The organism is Fictibacillus phosphorivorans (assembly GCF_023715845.1).
Lineage (GTDB): Bacteria > Bacillota > Bacilli > Bacillales > Fictibacillaceae > Fictibacillus > Fictibacillus phosphorivorans_D.
Genome location: NZ_JAMBOR010000004.1, coordinates 145,039 through 162,166, shown reverse-complemented (window position 1 = coordinate 162,166; position 17,128 = coordinate 145,039). Strand labels below are relative to the sequence as shown.

Sequence of the window (17,128 nt, the reverse complement as noted above, 5' to 3'; positions counted from 1 at the left end):
CTTTTTGTGTTAAAATAATGTCTTCGCAGTATTTTATTTGATACGGAATCCTATTCTTTTGCTGAAAGAACATAAATAAAATACGGATTTAACTAGACAAGAAGGTGAACATTTTGGAACAGATTTTGGGAGAAGACTGGCAGGTTTCCCCTGCTGGTGGAGCAACAGGTGAAGCATATATAGCTGAATACGGGAACCAAAAACTGTTCTTAAAGCGTAATTCCTCTCCGTTTTTAGCTGTTCTTTCAGCTGAAGGCATAGTACCCAAATTATTATGGACCAAAAGGCTTGGCAACGGTGATGTTATTACTGCACAGCAATGGCTTAACGGACGGGAATTAAAAGCCGCTGACATGAAGAGCAAACACGTTGCTAAACTATTAGCAAAGATCCATCAGTCTCAGGAGCTATTGGGTATGATGAACCGTCTAGAGAAAAAGCGTCTGACACCTGTTGAAATGCTCAATGATATCCAAAAACAGATGCGAAAAGAAAAAGATTATCTTGAAATTATTAATGATTCATTTGCTTATCTCATGGAAACGGCATCAGAAGTCGAAGTTGAGAATTTGGTGGTATGTCATTGTGACGTGAACCATAACAATTGGCTTCTCAGTGATAAGAATGAATTATTTTTAATTGACTGGGATGGTGCGATGATTGCAGACCCTGCTTTGGATCTGGGTATGCTGCTATATAGCTATATTCCTTATGAAGAGTGGGATGACTGGCTTAACATTTATGGTCAAACATTAGATGATGATCTTGAACGCAGGATGCATTGGTATGTACTTGCACAAACGATCAGTTCGTTTTTCTGGTATAAAGAAAAAGGGCAGTCAAAAGAAACTGCCCAGTTAGCTGAAAGTATTAAGGAACTTGCGGGAACGATCTGACAATTTAAATGTAAACCTGACACTATTTCCTATTTCCTAGGGAATAGTGTCTTAATATGGGTGATGTGTCTGAATTGTATTAATCCAAGATTCCAGGTGAGGACGATGATTAGTTATATGTTCTTCCAAGTGTTGATGGGAGGAACCTGTATGGCTATATTCGTTAATATTGGCCAAAATACTCCTTACTTCTTCATGAATTTCACCATTTTCAATCAATTGTGCAGCCAAGCGTTCAATTTGTGCACATTCTGAAGGTGAACCGGTACAATCCGTGTAATGGTCCTGTAGTAGATCTCGAATAATATGCAATTGATCATGATGATTTAATGGCATTTTGCTGCACTTCCTTTCATTGCATAGGTTATGGAGTTAAGAAAAAAATATCCTTGAAATAATAATCTGTACGAATAAAATCATTTATATAAAAACACAAGTAAGACGGGAGAATTTGTTATGCGTCAACGGTTTAAGCCTTGGGCTAAAGAGAAGTTAATGGAAAACACTGAAATCGTTTCATTACATCCTGAGTCCATGAAGGGAAAATGGAGCTCTTTTTTTGGAAATGACAACCCGATCCATATTGAAGTCGGGACGGGTAAAGGTCAGTTTATTAACGGCATGGGTAAGCAGAATCCATCTATCAATTATTTAGGAATGGAGCTTTATGACAGCATCATCGTAAGTGCATTGGACAGAATTTTAGAAGATGGATCCTCCAATGTTAAATTAATACGTGCAGATGCTACACACCTCTTAGATTATTTTGAAGAGGGAGAAATTGATCGTGTGTATCTTAATTTCTCTGATCCATGGCCGAAGAAAAAACATGCAAAAAGAAGGCTTACACATGAAAGCTTCTTAGAACGTTACGAAACCATCCTAAAAAAACAAGGTGAAATTCATTTTAAAACGGATAACCAAGGTTTATTTGAATATTCCCTTCATAGTATGTCTAAATATGGCATGATTTTTCAGGATGTTAGTCTTGATCTTCATAACAGTGGGATGGAAGATAATATCATGACTGAATATGAAGAAAAGTTTTCAGAAAAAGGATTTCGTATTTATCGAATGGAAGCACAATTTCGTTCTTAAAACTCGGTGATTTCACCGGGTTTTTCTTTTATTCGGAATGAAGGTCTTATGATACACTTGTAAGAGGAGTGAAGAGAAAGGAGACAATGATTGATATGGACCAGTGGGAAATCGGAGAGATTGCATTAACTTGGCTTGACGGCGGAGTAACACATATGGATGGTGGAGCTATGTTCGGTGTTGTTCCAAAACCTTTGTGGGAAAGAAGATACCCTGTTAATGAAAAAAATCAGATTGAGTTAAGAACAGAGCCGATTCTTATACAAGGCTTTGAGGGTAAAAATATCTTAGTTGAGTCTGGAATCGGATCCGGAAAATTATCGGATAAACAGTTAAGAAACTATGGTGTTACGGAAGAGTCAGTTATTGAAAAGAGTCTGGAAAAAGAAGGACTAACGCCGGCTGATATCGATATCGTCCTGATGACTCATATGCATTTTGACCATGCCTGCGGACTATCTAAATGGGAAGAAGGGAAATTGGTACCCGTTTTCGAAAACGCTGTCATCTACACCTCGAAAACAGAGTGGGAAGAATTGAAAGACCCTAATATTCGTTCACAAAATACATATTGGCGTGAAAATTGGGAGCCGATTGAGCACCAAGTGAAAACTTTTGAAAAAGAGATCGAACCGATAAAAGGAATTAAGATGATCCATACTGGTGGCCATAGTGACGGTCATTCGATTATTGAGCTAACTGTAGGCAGCGAAAAGATCTATCATTTAGGTGATATCATGCCAACACACGCTCACCATAACCCACTTTGGGTTTTAGCCTATGATGATTATCCCATGACATCGATCTTCGCGAAGCAACAGTGGATCAAGCCTGATACGTGGTATTTCTTCTACCATGACTGCATTTACAGAGCTGTAAAGTGGGACAAAGACGGAAACTTAGTGGAAAGAATACCACGTTCTCCGAAAATGTGAAAAAAAGTCATAGAGTTTCCATTTTAAAGTGAATGTAGAAATCGACAGGATATGTTAAAATATGAAAGGTATGAAATGATCTATTTCTTTAATGATTCTAGAGGTGAATTGAAAGGGGATTAAAAAATGAAAAAGCAGTTAATTGCCATCTTTACCGTTTTTGCGCTGTTTCTATCATTCGGATCTTTCGCATCTGCAGATACAGCAACTGATGAAATGAAGAAAACCATTGAAAAAGGAATTAAAAGTGAGCACAAAGACTACAAAAAAGGTTCTCTAACACTTACTGATGTGCAATCTTTTCCTAATGAAGACTCTGAGTTAGATGCTTCTGAAGTAACTGTTGCGGTTGCTAACTATGACACAGTCAGAGATAATATTTTTTACTTCGATCATACTGAAGTTGTGTATTATGATGCTGACAAAAATGAATTAATAGCTGAAGGTGCAGTTGCAAAAGCGAACGATAAGATCGAAGAATATAAAAAGAAACATGAGTCTGATCTAGGAACTCATATGGATGTTATCGTGGTTACAGCTTTATTGTTTGTCTTAATTCTAGTACCACTATTTATTTTGACTGTTTGGGAAAAGCGTCAGTACCTTACTACAAAATTCAAGATTGAAAACAACCTTTTTAATCAAGACAGCCTATATCGTTAAAACAAAGCCCCACATTAGCTGAAAAAGCCAATGCGGGGCTTGTTTTTTATTTTTCTTCCAGCTGAAGCAGGGTTCCTGTTTTAGCATCGATTAAAAATTCATAATGCACAGGGGCATTACCATAACTGGAATCAGAAAAACCACCTTTATAGACTGTGTAGGGAAGACCAAAGACAGAAGCACTCTCCCGGTTTACTAAAATCCATGAGCCTGAAATGTTGTAGGTTTCATTTGCTTTTGTTTTTAACATTTTTAACGCTTTTTCCGGTGAAAGCCACTCTGTTTGTTTTTTCGTAACTGCATATCCTACTGCAGCCCCGCATAGTCCAGCAAAAATCAGGTTTCTCCAGTTCATATTCAATAACCACCTTATGTAGAGTTTCATTTCTCCTATTTGTTAGTATAACAAAGAAAAGCCTTCTTTTTCTTCTCTGTTTTTGTTAAGATACTCTTGATACAGATGGAGGGTTCGAGATTCCCACCCCTCCTAAAACAAAACTAGGGAGCGTGAAGAATGATTTACACACTCTCTGCATGTGCAGAGATTTTTTTGTTTTCGTGCTCTCCATTGAAAGGATGGACTGGAATGACATTTAAAATTCCAAAAGATGTACAAATGCTTGATCGTGATATAAAGCGTGAGCAATTAAAATACCACAATAAGCGTGTTGCTGTATGCAAAGAATTTACGTTTGACGCAGCTCACCATCTTCACTGTTATGAGGGGAAATGCAAGAACCTTCACGGCCATACCTATAAACTGGTCATTACGATGAGCGGGTATGTAAATGAGATCGGGATAGCCGTAGATTTTGGAGAAGTGAAAGAAATATTTAAAAAATCAATAGATGTAAAACTTGATCATCGCTATTTAAACGAAGTGCTCCCGCCTATGAATACAACGGCTGAAAATATGATTGTTTGGATCTGGGAACAGATTGAAGAAGAACTAAATGAAAGAGGTTTGTCTGAACAAGGACACCGTATTGAAGAATTAAAACTGTATGAAACACCAACAAGTTATGCTGTTTTAAAAAGAGAATGGATGGTGGGAGAATGAGTTCATTTGTTTTGCCATCTAAAGACATCTGGAATCATTGGAAACTACCGATGGTTGAAATTTTTGAAACGGTTGAAGGTGAAGGACTTCAAGCAGGTTATCCCACTGTTTTTGTGAGAGTTTTCCATTGCAACCTTCGCTGTACATGGTGCGACACGGCATACAGCTATGCACCTGCAAAACCTGAATTTGAAGCAACCATTGATGAAATCATCTCAAAGATAAGGTCATTTCGGTCTACCCGAATTTGTTTCACTGGAGGAGAACCGCTGATTCATCGAGAAAAGTCCGCAGCCTTGCTCATGGCCATGGCTGATCTAGATCACATCGTAGATATTCATATCGAAACTAATGGTGCCATAGATCTCGAACCTTTTGAGAACCTTCGTAATTCTCACCCAGAACTTCAAAGGAAAATGAGGTTTGTAATGGATTATAAGCTTCCTGCCTCCGGAGAGATGGAAAAAATGAATTTGGACAACTTTAAGGAACTTCAAAACCAGGATGAAATAAAATTCGTGATCGGATCTGAAGAAGATTTTGAAATCACACAGCAAGTGGTGACAGAACATTATCGAAAAGGGCAAATTTGTGTAAGTCCTGTTTGGGAAAGTATGCCCCCAAGAAGACTAGTGGAGTTGTTATTACAAAGTCATTTGCCGAATGCGAAACTTAGCTTGCAGCTTCATAAAGTAATCTGGCACCCAGAAGAGAGAGGGGTTTAATTTCATGAGTAAAAAGGCAGTGATTGTCCTTAGCGGAGGATTAGATAGCACAACATGCATGGGCATTGCGAAAGCGGAAGGCTATGATCTTTACCCTATTACCTTTCATTATGGACAGCGTCACAATCGTGAAGTAGAACAAGCTGTTGAAGTAGGGAAAATCTATGGAGTTACTGATCATAGAATTGTAGACCTTACATTCTTAAAAGATATAGGTGGAAGTGCTTTAACTGATGAAACAGTAGATGTACCAACCGAGGCTGAAGAGGGTATCCCCGTTACCTATGTGCCTGCCCGAAATATGATATTCCTTGCATTAGCAAGTGCTTATGCAGAAGTAATAGGTGCAACAGCTGTTTTTACAGGAGTCTCTGCAGTTGATTATAGTGGGTACCCAGACTGCCGGCCTGAGTTTATTCAGAGCATGGAAGAGACGATTAACTTAGCAACGAAAGCCGGGGTTACCGGACAGAACATCCTTGTGAAAACCCCTTTGATCAATCTTTCGAAAAAGGAAACGATTGAAGTTGGATTATCACTTGATGTTCCGTACGGACTAACAACTTCTTGCTATAACGGAAAAGAAACAGCATGCGGTAAATGTGACAGTTGTCAGCTACGGCTTAAAGGATTTAAAGAAGCCGGTTCTGTTGATCCAATCGCATATGAAAACTAAACAAAGGTCATAAATCTAGATAACCCCTTCAGTTAAGGTGTACAATAAATGAGTACATAGGATTAACGAGAAGGGGTTGTTTTTGTTATGAATAAAGAAACACTCGCATTGTTTAAAACGTTGACCGAGATGCCTGCTGCACCAGGATTCGAAAGAGATCTTCGCAAGTTTGTCCGTCAGGAGATCGAACCATTTTCAGACGAAATCATTCAAGATGGACTAGGGAGTATTTTCGGTGTTAAAAAGGGAAACGGTGGACCTAAAATCATGGTTGCTGGCCATATGGACGAAGTGGGCTTTATGGTTACAAAGATCACAAAGAATGGAATGCTGAAGTTTCAGGAACTCGGAGGCTGGTGGAGCCAAGTTTTACTGGCTCAACGAGTGAACGTATACACAGACTCTGGAGAAGTGATCACGGGGGTCATCGGCTCAACACCTCCGCATCTTCTTTCTGACGATCAGCGCAATCGACCGGTTGGCATTAAGCATATGTATATTGATATTGGAGCAGATGATGACAAAGATGCGTATAACATGGGAGTAAGACCCGGTCAGCAAATTGTTCCAATCTGTCCATTCAATCCGATGGCGAATCCTAAAAAGATTTTGGCCAAAGCTTGGGATAACCGCTATGGTGTGGGCCTAGCGATTGAACTCTTAAAAGAACTTAAAGATGAAACTCTTCCGAACGAACTTTATAGCGGTGCAACCGTTCAGGAAGAGGTAGGACTCAGGGGGTCAAAGACTGCTGCCAACCTCATTCAGCCAGACTTATTCTTTGCACTTGATGCGAGCCCTGCGAATGACATGATGGGTGATAAAAGTGAATTCGGCCAACTTGGAAAAGGGGCGTTATTACGAATTCTAGATCGAACCATGGTTACACATAGAGGAATGAAAGAATTTATTTTAGATACCGCTGAATCAAATAAAATTCCATATCAGTATTTTATTTCGCAAGGCGGGACAGACGCCGGAAGCGTTCACGTGTCAGGTAATGGTGTACCATCTGCCGTGATTGGTATCTGCTCGCGTTATATTCATACGCATGCTTCAATCATTCATGTCGATGATTATGCGGCGGCGAAAGAGTTGCTAATTCATTTGATTAAGACTGCGGATACTTCCACGCTACAAACCATTTTAGAAAACAGTTAAGGAATGAATGTGCAATGAAAATTGGAATCGGGTCATCGAATCCCGCAAAAATAAAAGCTGCAGATGCTTTCTTGCATCATTTTGAGCAAGCAGAGCTCTCTGTCTTCTCATCGAATTCCCTTGTTTCCTCACAGCCATTTTCAGATGAAGAAACAAAGACAGGTGCTATCAATCGTGCCAAAGATTGTGTAGAAAAAGGTGCTGACATTGGTCTTGGTTTCGAAGGTGGCGTCATGGAAATGGAAGATGGCATGTATTTGAGTAATTGGGGAGCAATTGCTGATCAACAAGGAATTATCTTAACTGCCGCGGGAGCCAGAATCTTGCTTCCTCCTTTGATCGTTGAAGGGTTGCGCCAAGGCAAGGAACTTGGACAGTTGATGGGAGAATGGACAAATGATCCAGAAATCAGAAAAAAGGATGGTGCCATCGGCGTATTTACAGCAGGGCACTTATCCCGAAGCGAAATGTTCTCTCACATAGCTACCATCCTTTTAGGTCAGTATGTTTATCGAAATAAAGGAAGTGTCTCATAGAGGCGCTTCTTTTTTTGTGTATTTTCAACTTTTAGATCACAAACAGACAATAAGAATGATTTGCAGTGATCTGGGCAGATTAGAAACAAAAATGTGAGGCGGATTAATCTTGAACAAAATGGTGAAGGGAATTATAGGAGTCTCTCTAGTCTTTCTTGTCTGCATTTTGTTATGGTCCTTCTATGAGATGAGACCAGTGGAAGGCAAAGCAGAAAAACCGTTTATTCTTAAAGAGAAGGCCGATATAGGAGAGCTTGCCGAGAAGTTAGAGAAAGAAGGATTCATTCGTAATAAATTTATGTTCACTATGTATGGAATGATTACTGGCAAACAGTCTAACATGACTGCTGGTGAACACACATTAAAACAAGGGTCAGACTACAAAAGTTTATTTAAAGACCTATCTACACTAGACCAAGAAACCGAAGCTGTAGAGATCGTAATTCCTGAAGGTATAACAGTAATAGAAATTGCTGACCGGTTAAGTAAAAATGGAATCACTTCAAGAGATAAATTTATAAATACAGCTAAGACCTGGAATAATTTAAGGGACGATCAATTGGAACATTTACAATTAAAAGACAAAAAAGTACAGAAGGGGACCAAATATGCAATGGAAGGACTCCTTTTTCCCGATACCTATTTTTTTGAAAAACAACTGGATGCGAAAGAAGTAATTCGTCAAATGACAGATCGTTTTATTGAAAAAACCAATTCGATTGAAATCAAGACCGGCCAAACTCCCTATGAATGGATAACACTCGCTTCGATTATTGAAAAAGAGGCTCTATTAAATAAAGAAAAACCTAAAATCGCAGGTGTTTTTGTAAACAGGATCGAGGACAAGAAAAAACTGCAATCCTGTTCAACTGTTCAGTATTTACTGGACAAACCCAAAGCTGTACTAAAAAGAAAAGATCTAAAGGTAAAAAGTCCATACAATACTTATAAAAATCCCGGTTTGCCCCCAGCACCGATAGCCAGTCCAGATCTTCATTCATTAAGAGCTGCGGCTGACCCTGAGAAACATGATTACTATTACTTTGTTGCTAAACAGGACGGCACATGGAGTCATTATTTTGCTAAAACCTATAAAGAACACCGAAAATATACGAAACTAAGCGGGAATTATTAAGTTCGATTAGAAATTTGGCCTTCTACGTGTCTGAATTTAAGTTTGAATGATTTATTTTGAGGTAGTTTGAGCGAAAAAGAAGGATTTTGAGCGAAACGGGGAGTGTTTTGAGCGTAACTTGAGAATCTTGAGCGTAACTCAGCGTTTTTGAGCGGTACTCAAAAATTCTGAGCGAACGTGTAACAAATAAAAGAACACGTACCGTGAATTTCATTATTCAACAACGCGGCACATCTTCCAAACAAAAAAGAGGATGATTTCAAAAGTTCTTCCTTTTGAATCATCCTCTTCCGTTATTATTTACTTTTGGCTTTCACGATCATGAATAGGGTCTTCTTCTTCAGTTACCTCTTCTTCAATGGAAAGGGAATAAATATCATCTCCGTTCTCACTTGCTTCTTCAACAGCCACTTCATTTGAAAAGTCACCTGCGACATATTCATCCTCTTCTTTTGTCGCTGCAACTTCTTGATACTCGTCTATAAATTGAACTTCTTCTTCAGGAATTAGCTCCTCGCTTAAACGGAATTGATCGACTTCCTGTTGAAGTGTCAGTGCAATTTCTTGTAATTCGGTGGCAGCTAGGTTCACTTGGTGGATCGCTTCTTTTTGGTGAACACTTGAAGCACTTACTTGTTCACTTGTTGCAACAGATTCCTCTGATATGGCGCTTACCTCGAACAATTTTTCCGATAAGTTTTCATTTGCAGATTCAACACGACCGATCGCGCCTTTGACTTGAGTGATCCTGCCATTAATTTTAGAAACATTATGGATAATACTTGTGAAAGCTTGTTCTGTTTGCTGTACAGAAACTTGCTGATCGTTTCTGTATTGCTCAAATCGGACGGTTTCTTTTGATAATAGCTCCATCTGGTTTGTCATTGATTTTACAAGCTGTTGAATACGCAGTGCCTCATTTTTAGATCGTTCTGCAAGTTTTCTAACTTCACTTGCTACTACAGAGAACCCGCGTCCTGCTTCACCTGCTCTTGCTGATTCAATGGCTGCATTTAAGGCAAGTAAATCAGTACTGCCGGCAATTTCTTGAATCGTTTCTACGATCGAATTGATTTGTTTTGACTGTTTAGACGCATCTTGGATTTCAGAAATTAAGCTTTGAGCCAGTTTTAAGAATTGTTCGGAATGCATATTCAGCCGCTGTACGGTTTCTGAGCCAGCTTTACCTTCGTTTTCTGCTTTTTGTGCATCGAGGGAAATCTTGTCACTAATCGTTGCTGTTTCTTTAATGGATTCTGTTACACCAGATAAAAGAACCGTACATTCATGAAGGTGATCTGCCTGACTTTGAGCACCCGTTGCAACCTGGGAGATCGCTTCTGTTACTTCATCACTTTGTGCAGTTGTCTCTTCTGAAACAGCTGCTAGATTTTGAGAAGAACCTGTAAGCTTTTCAGCAGCGTTCTTTACTTCGTTCATCGATTTCTGCATCTTTTCTGCCATTCCATTAAAGGTTTTAGCAAGGTCAGCCATCTCGTCTTTAGAAGAAGTTTGTACACGGTAAGAGAGGTCACCTTCACCGATAATGGTTGCCCCTTCCTTAAGTACTGAAATGGATGATTGGATGGAGCGTAAAAGCCATACACCAATGACCCCTAAAATAACAAGAATGATGATACTAAGAGCTAGTAAAGAGATTGTCAGCCAAAATTTAACCGATTTTTGTTTTTCAATAAGAGCTGTATTCTCCTTTTGTAAGGATTTTTCAGCATCTGCTGTTGATTGGTCTACAACGCTAGCAATTTTTTCAAAAGTTTTTATGTCATCTTCAATTCGCTTTGTGATGGTTTGAATGGAATCTGCAGAATTTGTGTATTTTAATAGTTTTGATTTGAAATTTGAAAGCTGGTCTTCAGGCAGATCTTTTTTATCCAGCATTTGATCGAATGTACTAGCACTGTCCTTAAAGTCCTTTACGGAAGTACTATCGTATTTAATATGAACATCTTTTTCATATGTTTGCATTTGCAAAAAGTTTACGAGCAATTCCTGATCATTCATAGTCTTTACTGTTTCAGCAAACTCATCTGAAGTATCTGTCATCAGTTGTTTTAGTGAATTCAGCTGGCTAGTTAGACCTGTCGCAGACTCAAATGAGGTTTGATAAGAAGACAGATCATTTTCGATCCCTTTGATGGATGTGTTACCTGTCTCTTTTGCAAACTTCGTTGTTTCGTTTTGTAACTTTATTATATGAGTAAGGACGTTCTGTTTGCCGTCTGTACTTGGGGCACGCAAGTATTCTTGTTCCATTTTACGGACTTCATTAAAGGAACTTCGAATATTGCTGCTTGAAAGAAAGGCATTTTGCACGCTTTCTCGATCGCTTTCCATTTTCGTATTCTGCCATAAAAATAAACCGATAAATGCAAGTATTACTATCATTCCGGCTAAACTGATAAAAAGCATCAGTCGAACCCTTTTTCGTATCGTCATGTTCATATGTATCCCTCCCTGCCATTTTATCGGCTTTTTTTATGGGTTTTGAAGTTTTTCTTAAAAGGCAGTGAAGGAACAGCACATTTTGTTTACATGTGTCTTTACACCTCTGGAAAAGGAGTTATAATGTGATAGTGCTATGTTTTCTAACTCGTATAAAGGAGTAAATTCATGAGAAGTTTTTTACATAAAAAAGGGGTAAGTTTGTCACCAAAGATATACTTTATTACTGGCTTTCAATATTTTGCTCTTGGTTTGATGGCTTCACTAGTAGTGGGGCTGATTTTTAAAACAATCGGTGAGCAGTTATCTATTCCTTTCTTTATTAAAATGGGGCAACTGGCTATGACCTTAATGGGACCTGTAATTGGTACCGCAGTTGCTTATGGATTAAAAGCTCCTCCGCTTGTGCTCTTTTCAGCTGGAATCGCGGGAGCAGCGGGAGCTGAACTGGGCAGTGTCGCGGGTTGTTTTGTCGCAACCCTACTAGCGGTTGAGATCGGAAAGCTAGTGTCAGGTGAAACAAAATTTGATATTTTGGTCACTCCTGCCGTAACCATTTTAATTGGTTATACCGTTGCTGCTTTTATAGGACCGGGAATCGATCAATTTATGAAAGCGTTTGGCCAGCTTGTCATGTGGTCCACGGAGCAAAGACCTTTAATCATGGGGATTTTAGTAGCCCTTTTATTAGGACTTGCGTTAACGGGACCGATATCTTCAGCAGCTATCGCAATGATGTTAGGGCTTGAGGGGATTGCTGCGGGAGCAGCAACAATTGGATGCGCAGCGCAGATGATTGGATTTGCAACAAGCAGCTATAGAGAAAATGGCTTTGGAGGCTGGTTAACACAAGGAATTGGGACATCGAAGCTACAGTTTCCAAACGTCGTAAAAAATCCCTATATCCTTATACCTCCAACCTTTGCTGGTATGATCCTAGCTCCGGTCGGAACGTTGTATTTTAAAATGGAGAATATTCCGGCTGGTGCAGGGATGGGGACGAGCGGACTTGTGGGTCAAATAATGACACTCAGGACGATGGGCTTTACCTTTGAAACATTTCTTGCTATATTTATTTTGCATTTTGCAGGCCCTATCATTGTTAGTCTGCTACTATCAGAATGGCTAAGAAAGACAGGCCGAATCAAATTCGGTGATATGAAACTAAATCAATAAGGAGCTGCTTAAAATGGAACATATAAAATCAATCGAACAATTTCGCGAGCAAATAAAATCTGGTGTAACTGTAGCGGTTTTCTCTGCCGATTGGTGTCCGGATTGTGTTGTGATTAAACCCATCCTTCCTGAAATCGAAAAAGAATACCCACACTATCCATTCGTCTATGTAGACCGTGATGAACTCATCGAACTCTGCCAGGAATTAGACATCTTTGGAATTCCCAGTTTTGTAGCTTTTAAAGACGGACAAGAAATCAGTCGTTATGTGAATAAAGAGAGAAAAACAAAAGAGCAGATCACAGCCTTTTTAAACGAATTAAACATCCTAAACAAATAGGCGAAACGTATATGGTATAATAGCGGTATAGTGATCTTTTTAACGAAGGGAAGTAACACAGTATGGCAAAAGTTGAAGTGAACCACAGTAAATATGAAGGAATTCGTTTTGATATACAAGATGAGAATGTTATTTTAGTTGATATATTAGAAACTATTCCGTTTGAATATGAAGGTAAAGAAACATTGGTTACTATTCCTACCACTGAATTTACTTCTGTATGTCCTTGGTCAGGACTTCCGGATTTTGCGGATATTATCATCAGCTATATTCCAAACAAGGATTTAGTTGAGATGAAGTCTTTAAAATATTATTTAACTTCTTATCGAAACGTTGGGATCTACCAAGAACATGCAACAAACCGTATTAAAGAAGATTTAGTAAAACTTTTAAAGCCTAAATATTTAAAAGTTACAGGAAACTGGAACGCACGCGGCGGATTAGGAACAGAAGTAGTAGTAGAATATAAAGAAGATAGCAGCAACTAAATGAAAACCTCCATATGGAGGTTTTTCACGTTGATATACGTTTCGATAAACGAAAGGAGGCAGCGGTTTGAGCAATACGATTAAACTAAAAAAAGCATTGGAACAAAAACTCTCGAATCCTGAACGCGAAATAATTTACATGAGAGAAGAAGAAACGCTGAGAGTACAAGATACGAAAACAGGTAAAGGTGTGACACTCTCTTTAGGTGGACTTAGTGCGAAATGGGAGAAAGAAAAAGATCAGTTGTTAGAGGAGCTCGTCTATTATGTTGAAGAAGGATTAAAGGCGCCTCATCTATCTGCTGATGAAAAGGTTCTTTCGCAGATTTTCCCTGTTATCCGTTCAGCGTCATTTCCTTCAGAAACCCCAGAGGGTGAGAAACTCTTTTATCAGGAACATACTGCAGAAACTAGAATTTATTATGCTTTAGACCTAGGCAAAACATATAAACTTTTGACGAATCATAAGATGAGGGAATTAAATATCGAAGAGTCTCAGGTTGTTGATGCTGCAAGATTTAATGTGAAGCGCTTGTCAACAGACTATAAACAGGATCAGGTAGCCGGAAATACTTTTTTCTTTTTAAATCATAATGATGGTTATGATGCGAGCAGGATCCTGAATATAAGCTTTTTAGAAGAGATGAAGAAGCTTATACAAGGTGAGATGGCTGTAGCTGTACCTCATCAAGATGTCTTAATTCTTGCAGATATTCAAAACAAGCAGGGATATGATATATTGGCCCAAATGGCTATGCAATTTTTCATGAACGGCCGCGTACCTGTAACGGCTTTACCTTTTATGTATGAGAATAAAGAACTGGAGCCTGTCTTTATTTTAGCGAAAAATAAGCCGATAGAGGATGAGACGAACGATTGATCAAAAATGTTACTAAATAAAAGCCGCTAGAACATTCTAGTGGTTTTTATTTCTCTTTTTGAATCGTGTGTGCTCAAATTAATATTTTTACTATTGTTTCTCTTCTATTTTCGCTACAATAAAGAAACAACCAACAGAAATAGGTGAGAAAAATGAGTTGGATAAAAAAATTAATGAATACTTTTTTTGACGATGATAATGACGATGAATCTGTATATGAGCATGAAGAAGATTCAGTGAAAAAACAGCCTGCAGATGAGAAAGGCACACCACCGCCTAAGCCGGTCAAAAAACCAGCTTTCAAAAATGGGAGAAAGTCCGTTCAGTCGAAGAACCAACATTCGGCAAAAATGCTGCACAAGTACCCAGAGAATGCTCCTTTCCGTTTTCCTGTAATACCTGATGAAAAAACAAGCAAAAACGCACCAAAACAACGTAATACATATCAGCCAAAAGAAAACACCTTTGAGAAAGAACAAGTAGTTCGCCGAGATGAAAGAACGGCTAGAAATGAAAGCAGAAGGGCATCTTCTAAAGCTTCGGAACAGAAGAAACCAGAGCCTAAACGCCCAGCTTTCAAGGCTACTCAGATCCCATCGCCGATTTATGGTTTTGAGAAAAAGAATAACAATGCTTTGAAAAAGCATACAGGCGAATTTAAGGATTCATCTATAGAGAATAAATCACGGTTTACCCCTACTGATGTTCCGTCGCCTGTTTATGGTTATGGAAAACGAAAACCTGAAGGGATTCTTTTTATTGGAAGAGATATTCCTCCAAAGAACTCGATTGCAGAAGAACTACTGAAATCTGTAGATGAGGTACTCCCTTCATCAACTGAAGAAAAGGTTTTTGTTTCTGAAGAAATGAGAGAAAATGTTGTTTTAAGTCCAGAGACTCCTAAAGAAACTATTACAGCACAAGAACCACGTGTTCAAGAAATTCATAATGTCGAGCCTCTAATTAAAGTAGAACAAGAACAGGAAGTAGAACGACAACAACCATTTGAACCTGAATATGAGCTTGAAACTGAACAACAAAAAGAGCAAGAACAAAAAGTAACACTGGTACAGGAACGGGTGCAAGAACAAGAGTTACAAGAACCTGAACGGGAACAAGTAATCCAGACTGAGGAAACGGGGGTACCTTTTCAAGAAGAAGCACCAGAGGTATTCAATAAACCAGTTGAGATAGAAGAAAAAAGAAATCCTAGCCATCGTTCTTCTTCTGATCAAGCAGAACCCGTTCAAAAAGAAAGAATCGATCATGAAAGTTCAGAACAAAAAGAAACAGCACCAGTTAATAGACGCGAAACACCAAGAAGTGGTGGGCAGTATGTGCCGTTTAATGTGTTGATGCTTAAAAAAGACAGACAGTCTAACAGGTCTCAGCCTAAAAAAGAGCAAACAACAGTAAAGCCTCAAACGCCTACTTTTCCAACAACACTAGAAAGTAAGGGCAATGAGGACAAACCGTTATATGTTCCTTTATCGTTCTTAAATAAGACGGCTGTCTCACTAGAAGATGATGATATTTGGCTGAATGAACAAAAGCATACTCTTCAGTCAACATTGGATAACTTTAACGTGAATGCAAAAGTTGTTCATATGACAAAAGGGCCTGCTGTAACGAGATTTGAGGTTCAGCCTGCACCTGGTGTTAAGGTTAACAAAGTTACGAATCTAACAGATGACATCAAATTAAGTCTTGCTGCTAGAGATATTCGTATTGAAGCGCCTATCCCAGGTAAAAACGCAATTGGTATTGAAGTGCCGAACCAGCATAGTAGAGCTGTATTCTTGCGAGAAATCATTGAGGATGACGTATTTAGAAATTCTGTTTCACCTTTGACGGTTGCCTTAGGTCTTGATATCTCTGGAGCGCCTGTCGTAACCGATCTGCAAAAGATGCCACATGGTCTCATTGCAGGTGCCACAGGATCAGGTAAGAGTGTCTGCATTAACTCCATATTAGTAAGCTTGTTATATAAAGCAAAACCAGATGAGGTAAAGCTTTTGCTTGTTGATCCTAAAATGGTTGAACTGGCACCATATAATCATATTCCTCATCTTGTTACACCTGTTATAACCGATGCAAAAGAAGCTACGGCTGCTTTAAAATGGGCGGTAGAAGAAATGGAAAGACGCTATGAAGAGTTTGCAAAAACGGGTGTTAGAGAGATCAAACGCTATAACCAAAAGATGGAACAGGAAAGACTCTATCAGAACAAGATGCCTTATATTGTAGTCGTTATTGATGAGCTTGCTGATCTGATGATGGTGTCTCCACAGGAAGTCGAAGAAGCCATCTGCCGAATTGCTCAAAAAGCTAGAGCTTGTGGTATTCATCTGCTGCTCGCAACTCAACGACCATCGGTTGATGTAATAACGGGTCTGATAAAAGCGAATGTGCCGACTCGAACAGCATTTGCGGTTTCCTCGGCAATTGATTCACGAACGATTCTAGATATGAGTGGAGCTGAACGTTTATTAGGTCGCGGGGACATGTTATTTATGGAAAACGGATCGAATAAAGCCGTCCGTATCCAAGGTACTTTTGTTTCTGATGAAGAAATTGAAGAAGTTACGCGATATGTAAAAGAAGAATACCAAACAGAATATCTCTTCACTCGCGAGGAACTGATTCAGCATCAGCAAACAACAGAGGTCGAAGATGAGCTTTTTGAAGAAGCTTGCTATTATGTGATCGAAGTAGGGGCTGCATCCTCCTCTAGTCTGCAGCGCAGATTTAGAATCGGATATAATCGTGCTGCAAGACTTGTTGATATGATGGAGAGCTTCGGATTAGTTTCTGAGGCAATGGGAAGCAAACCACGACACGTTCTTCTTACGCAAGAAGAATTAGAGAATCGTTTATACAGTCAAGTAGATTAAGA

The 17,128-nt window shown here is 39.0% G+C and carries 18 protein-coding genes; 15 read left to right on the top strand and 3 right to left on the bottom strand.

From position 1 onward, the window contains the following. Positions 1–113: 113 nt before the first annotated feature. Positions 114–896: a phosphotransferase family protein gene (locus tag M3206_RS05345; RefSeq protein WP_251311458.1), complete on the top strand. Its 783-nt coding sequence runs from the start codon at positions 114–116 to the stop codon at positions 894–896. A gap of 51 nt (positions 897–947) precedes the next feature. On the opposite strand, the gene M3206_RS05340 is transcribed toward M3206_RS05345, so the two are convergent. Beyond that, on the bottom strand, positions 948–1,232 hold the full coding sequence (locus M3206_RS05340) for a YtzH-like family protein (protein ID WP_251311457.1): 285 nt from the start codon (positions 1,230–1,232) through the stop codon (positions 948–950). 120 nt (positions 1,233–1,352) lie between these two features. Here M3206_RS05340 and trmB point away from each other — a divergent pair, with 120 nt between their 5' ends. The 3 genes from trmB (at position 1,353) to M3206_RS05325 (ending at position 3,592) form a co-directional block, all read left to right on the top strand. After that, positions 1,353–1,994, top strand: coding sequence for a tRNA (guanosine(46)-N7)-methyltransferase TrmB (gene trmB / locus M3206_RS05335; protein WP_251311456.1), 642 nt, complete (start codon positions 1,353–1,355; stop codon positions 1,992–1,994). Between the two features lie 95 nt (positions 1,995–2,089). Then, positions 2,090–2,929, top strand: coding sequence for a YtnP family quorum-quenching lactonase (locus M3206_RS05330; protein WP_251311455.1), 840 nt, complete (start codon positions 2,090–2,092; stop codon positions 2,927–2,929). A 126-nt stretch (positions 2,930–3,055) separates the two neighbouring features. Beyond that, positions 3,056–3,592, top strand: coding sequence for a hypothetical protein (locus tag M3206_RS05325; protein ID WP_251311454.1), 537 nt, complete (start codon positions 3,056–3,058; stop codon positions 3,590–3,592). A gap of 46 nt (positions 3,593–3,638) precedes the next feature. Here M3206_RS05325 and M3206_RS05320 read toward each other — a convergent pair whose 3' ends face one another. Continuing rightward, positions 3,639–3,947: a PepSY domain-containing protein gene (locus tag M3206_RS05320; protein ID WP_251311453.1), complete on the bottom strand. Its 309-nt coding sequence runs from the start codon at positions 3,945–3,947 to the stop codon at positions 3,639–3,641. 231 nt (positions 3,948–4,178) lie between these two features. On the opposite strand from M3206_RS05320, the gene queD reads away from it, so the two are divergent. The 6 genes from queD (at position 4,179) to mltG (ending at position 8,885) form a co-directional block, all read left to right on the top strand. Beyond that, on the top strand, positions 4,179–4,652 hold the full coding sequence (gene queD, locus M3206_RS05315) for a 6-carboxytetrahydropterin synthase QueD (RefSeq protein ID WP_251311452.1): 474 nt from the start codon (positions 4,179–4,181) through the stop codon (positions 4,650–4,652). Continuing rightward, entirely contained in the window at positions 4,649–5,377 is a 729-nt protein-coding gene (locus M3206_RS05310; protein ID WP_251311451.1) for a 7-carboxy-7-deazaguanine synthase QueE, read from the top strand. The genes queD and M3206_RS05310 overlap by 4 nt, the downstream gene beginning before the upstream one ends. 4 nt (positions 5,378–5,381) lie before the next feature. Further along, positions 5,382–6,053, top strand: a complete 672-nt coding sequence (queC, locus tag M3206_RS05305) for a 7-cyano-7-deazaguanine synthase QueC (protein ID WP_251311450.1) — start codon at positions 5,382–5,384, stop codon at positions 6,051–6,053. Positions 6,054–6,140: 87 nt separating this feature from the next. Then, positions 6,141–7,214, top strand: a complete 1,074-nt coding sequence (locus M3206_RS05300) for a M42 family metallopeptidase (RefSeq protein ID WP_251311449.1) — start codon at positions 6,141–6,143, stop codon at positions 7,212–7,214. Between the two features lie 14 nt (positions 7,215–7,228). Next, the gene (locus M3206_RS05295; RefSeq protein WP_251311448.1) at positions 7,229–7,750 is read left to right on the top strand and encodes a DUF84 family protein; all 522 of its coding nucleotides are present in this window, start codon (positions 7,229–7,231) and stop codon (positions 7,748–7,750) included. Between the two features lie 118 nt (positions 7,751–7,868). Beyond that, positions 7,869–8,885: an endolytic transglycosylase MltG gene (mltG, locus tag M3206_RS05290; protein WP_251311514.1), complete on the top strand. Its 1,017-nt coding sequence runs from the start codon at positions 7,869–7,871 to the stop codon at positions 8,883–8,885. 300 nt (positions 8,886–9,185) lie between these two features. Here mltG and M3206_RS05285 read toward each other — a convergent pair whose 3' ends face one another. Further along, the gene (locus M3206_RS05285; protein WP_251311447.1) at positions 9,186–11,348 is read right to left on the bottom strand and encodes a methyl-accepting chemotaxis protein; all 2,163 of its coding nucleotides are present in this window, start codon (positions 11,346–11,348) and stop codon (positions 9,186–9,188) included. A 168-nt stretch (positions 11,349–11,516) separates the two neighbouring features. On the opposite strand from M3206_RS05285, the gene M3206_RS05280 reads away from it, so the two are divergent. The 5 genes from M3206_RS05280 (at position 11,517) to M3206_RS05260 (ending at position 17,126) form a co-directional block, all read left to right on the top strand. After that, positions 11,517–12,524, top strand: a complete 1,008-nt coding sequence (locus M3206_RS05280; RefSeq protein ID WP_251311446.1) for a PTS transporter subunit IIC — start codon at positions 11,517–11,519, stop codon at positions 12,522–12,524. A gap of 13 nt (positions 12,525–12,537) precedes the next feature. Next, a complete protein-coding gene (locus M3206_RS05275; RefSeq protein ID WP_251311445.1) occupies positions 12,538–12,864 on the top strand; it encodes a thioredoxin family protein in 327 nt (108 codons plus the stop codon). Between the two features lie 62 nt (positions 12,865–12,926). Beyond that, complete coding sequence (queF, locus tag M3206_RS05270; protein ID WP_251311444.1) at positions 12,927–13,352, top strand: preQ(1) synthase; 426 nt, start codon at positions 12,927–12,929, stop codon at positions 13,350–13,352. Between the two features lie 67 nt (positions 13,353–13,419). Further along, entirely contained in the window at positions 13,420–14,232 is an 813-nt protein-coding gene (locus M3206_RS05265; RefSeq protein WP_251311443.1) for a DUF1444 family protein, read from the top strand. A gap of 152 nt (positions 14,233–14,384) precedes the next feature. Continuing rightward, on the top strand, positions 14,385–17,126 hold the full coding sequence (locus M3206_RS05260) for a DNA translocase FtsK (protein WP_251311442.1): 2,742 nt from the start codon (positions 14,385–14,387) through the stop codon (positions 17,124–17,126). The last annotated feature ends 2 nt before the right edge of the window (positions 17,127–17,128 follow it).

What these genes read in the sequence shown, in the direction of transcription:
- M3206_RS05340 (WP_251311457.1), bottom strand. Translation starts at nt 1,232, where the DNA reads ATGCCATTAAATCATCATGATCAATTGCATATTATTCGAGATCTACTA.
- trmB (WP_251311456.1), top strand. Translation starts at nt 1,353, where the DNA reads ATGCGTCAACGGTTTAAGCCTTGGGCTAAAGAGAAGTTAATGGAAAAC.
- M3206_RS05330 (WP_251311455.1), top strand. Translation starts at nt 2,090, where the DNA reads ATGGACCAGTGGGAAATCGGAGAGATTGCATTAACTTGGCTTGACGGC.
- M3206_RS05325 (WP_251311454.1), top strand. Translation starts at nt 3,056, where the DNA reads ATGAAAAAGCAGTTAATTGCCATCTTTACCGTTTTTGCGCTGTTTCTA.
- M3206_RS05320 (WP_251311453.1), bottom strand. Translation starts at nt 3,947, where the DNA reads ATGAACTGGAGAAACCTGATTTTTGCTGGACTATGCGGGGCTGCAGTA.
- queD (WP_251311452.1), top strand. Translation starts at nt 4,179, where the DNA reads ATGACATTTAAAATTCCAAAAGATGTACAAATGCTTGATCGTGATATA.
- M3206_RS05310 (WP_251311451.1), top strand. Translation starts at nt 4,649, where the DNA reads ATGAGTTCATTTGTTTTGCCATCTAAAGACATCTGGAATCATTGGAAA.
- queC (WP_251311450.1), top strand. Translation starts at nt 5,382, where the DNA reads ATGAGTAAAAAGGCAGTGATTGTCCTTAGCGGAGGATTAGATAGCACA.
- M3206_RS05300 (WP_251311449.1), top strand. Translation starts at nt 6,141, where the DNA reads ATGAATAAAGAAACACTCGCATTGTTTAAAACGTTGACCGAGATGCCT.
- M3206_RS05295 (WP_251311448.1), top strand. Translation starts at nt 7,229, where the DNA reads ATGAAAATTGGAATCGGGTCATCGAATCCCGCAAAAATAAAAGCTGCA.
- mltG (WP_251311514.1), top strand. Translation starts at nt 7,869, where the DNA reads ATGGTGAAGGGAATTATAGGAGTCTCTCTAGTCTTTCTTGTCTGCATT.
- M3206_RS05285 (WP_251311447.1), bottom strand. Translation starts at nt 11,348, where the DNA reads ATGAACATGACGATACGAAAAAGGGTTCGACTGATGCTTTTTATCAGT.
- M3206_RS05280 (WP_251311446.1), top strand. Translation starts at nt 11,517, where the DNA reads ATGAGAAGTTTTTTACATAAAAAAGGGGTAAGTTTGTCACCAAAGATA.
- M3206_RS05275 (WP_251311445.1), top strand. Translation starts at nt 12,538, where the DNA reads ATGGAACATATAAAATCAATCGAACAATTTCGCGAGCAAATAAAATCT.
- queF (WP_251311444.1), top strand. Translation starts at nt 12,927, where the DNA reads ATGGCAAAAGTTGAAGTGAACCACAGTAAATATGAAGGAATTCGTTTT.
- M3206_RS05260 (WP_251311442.1), top strand. Translation starts at nt 14,385, where the DNA reads ATGAGTTGGATAAAAAAATTAATGAATACTTTTTTTGACGATGATAAT.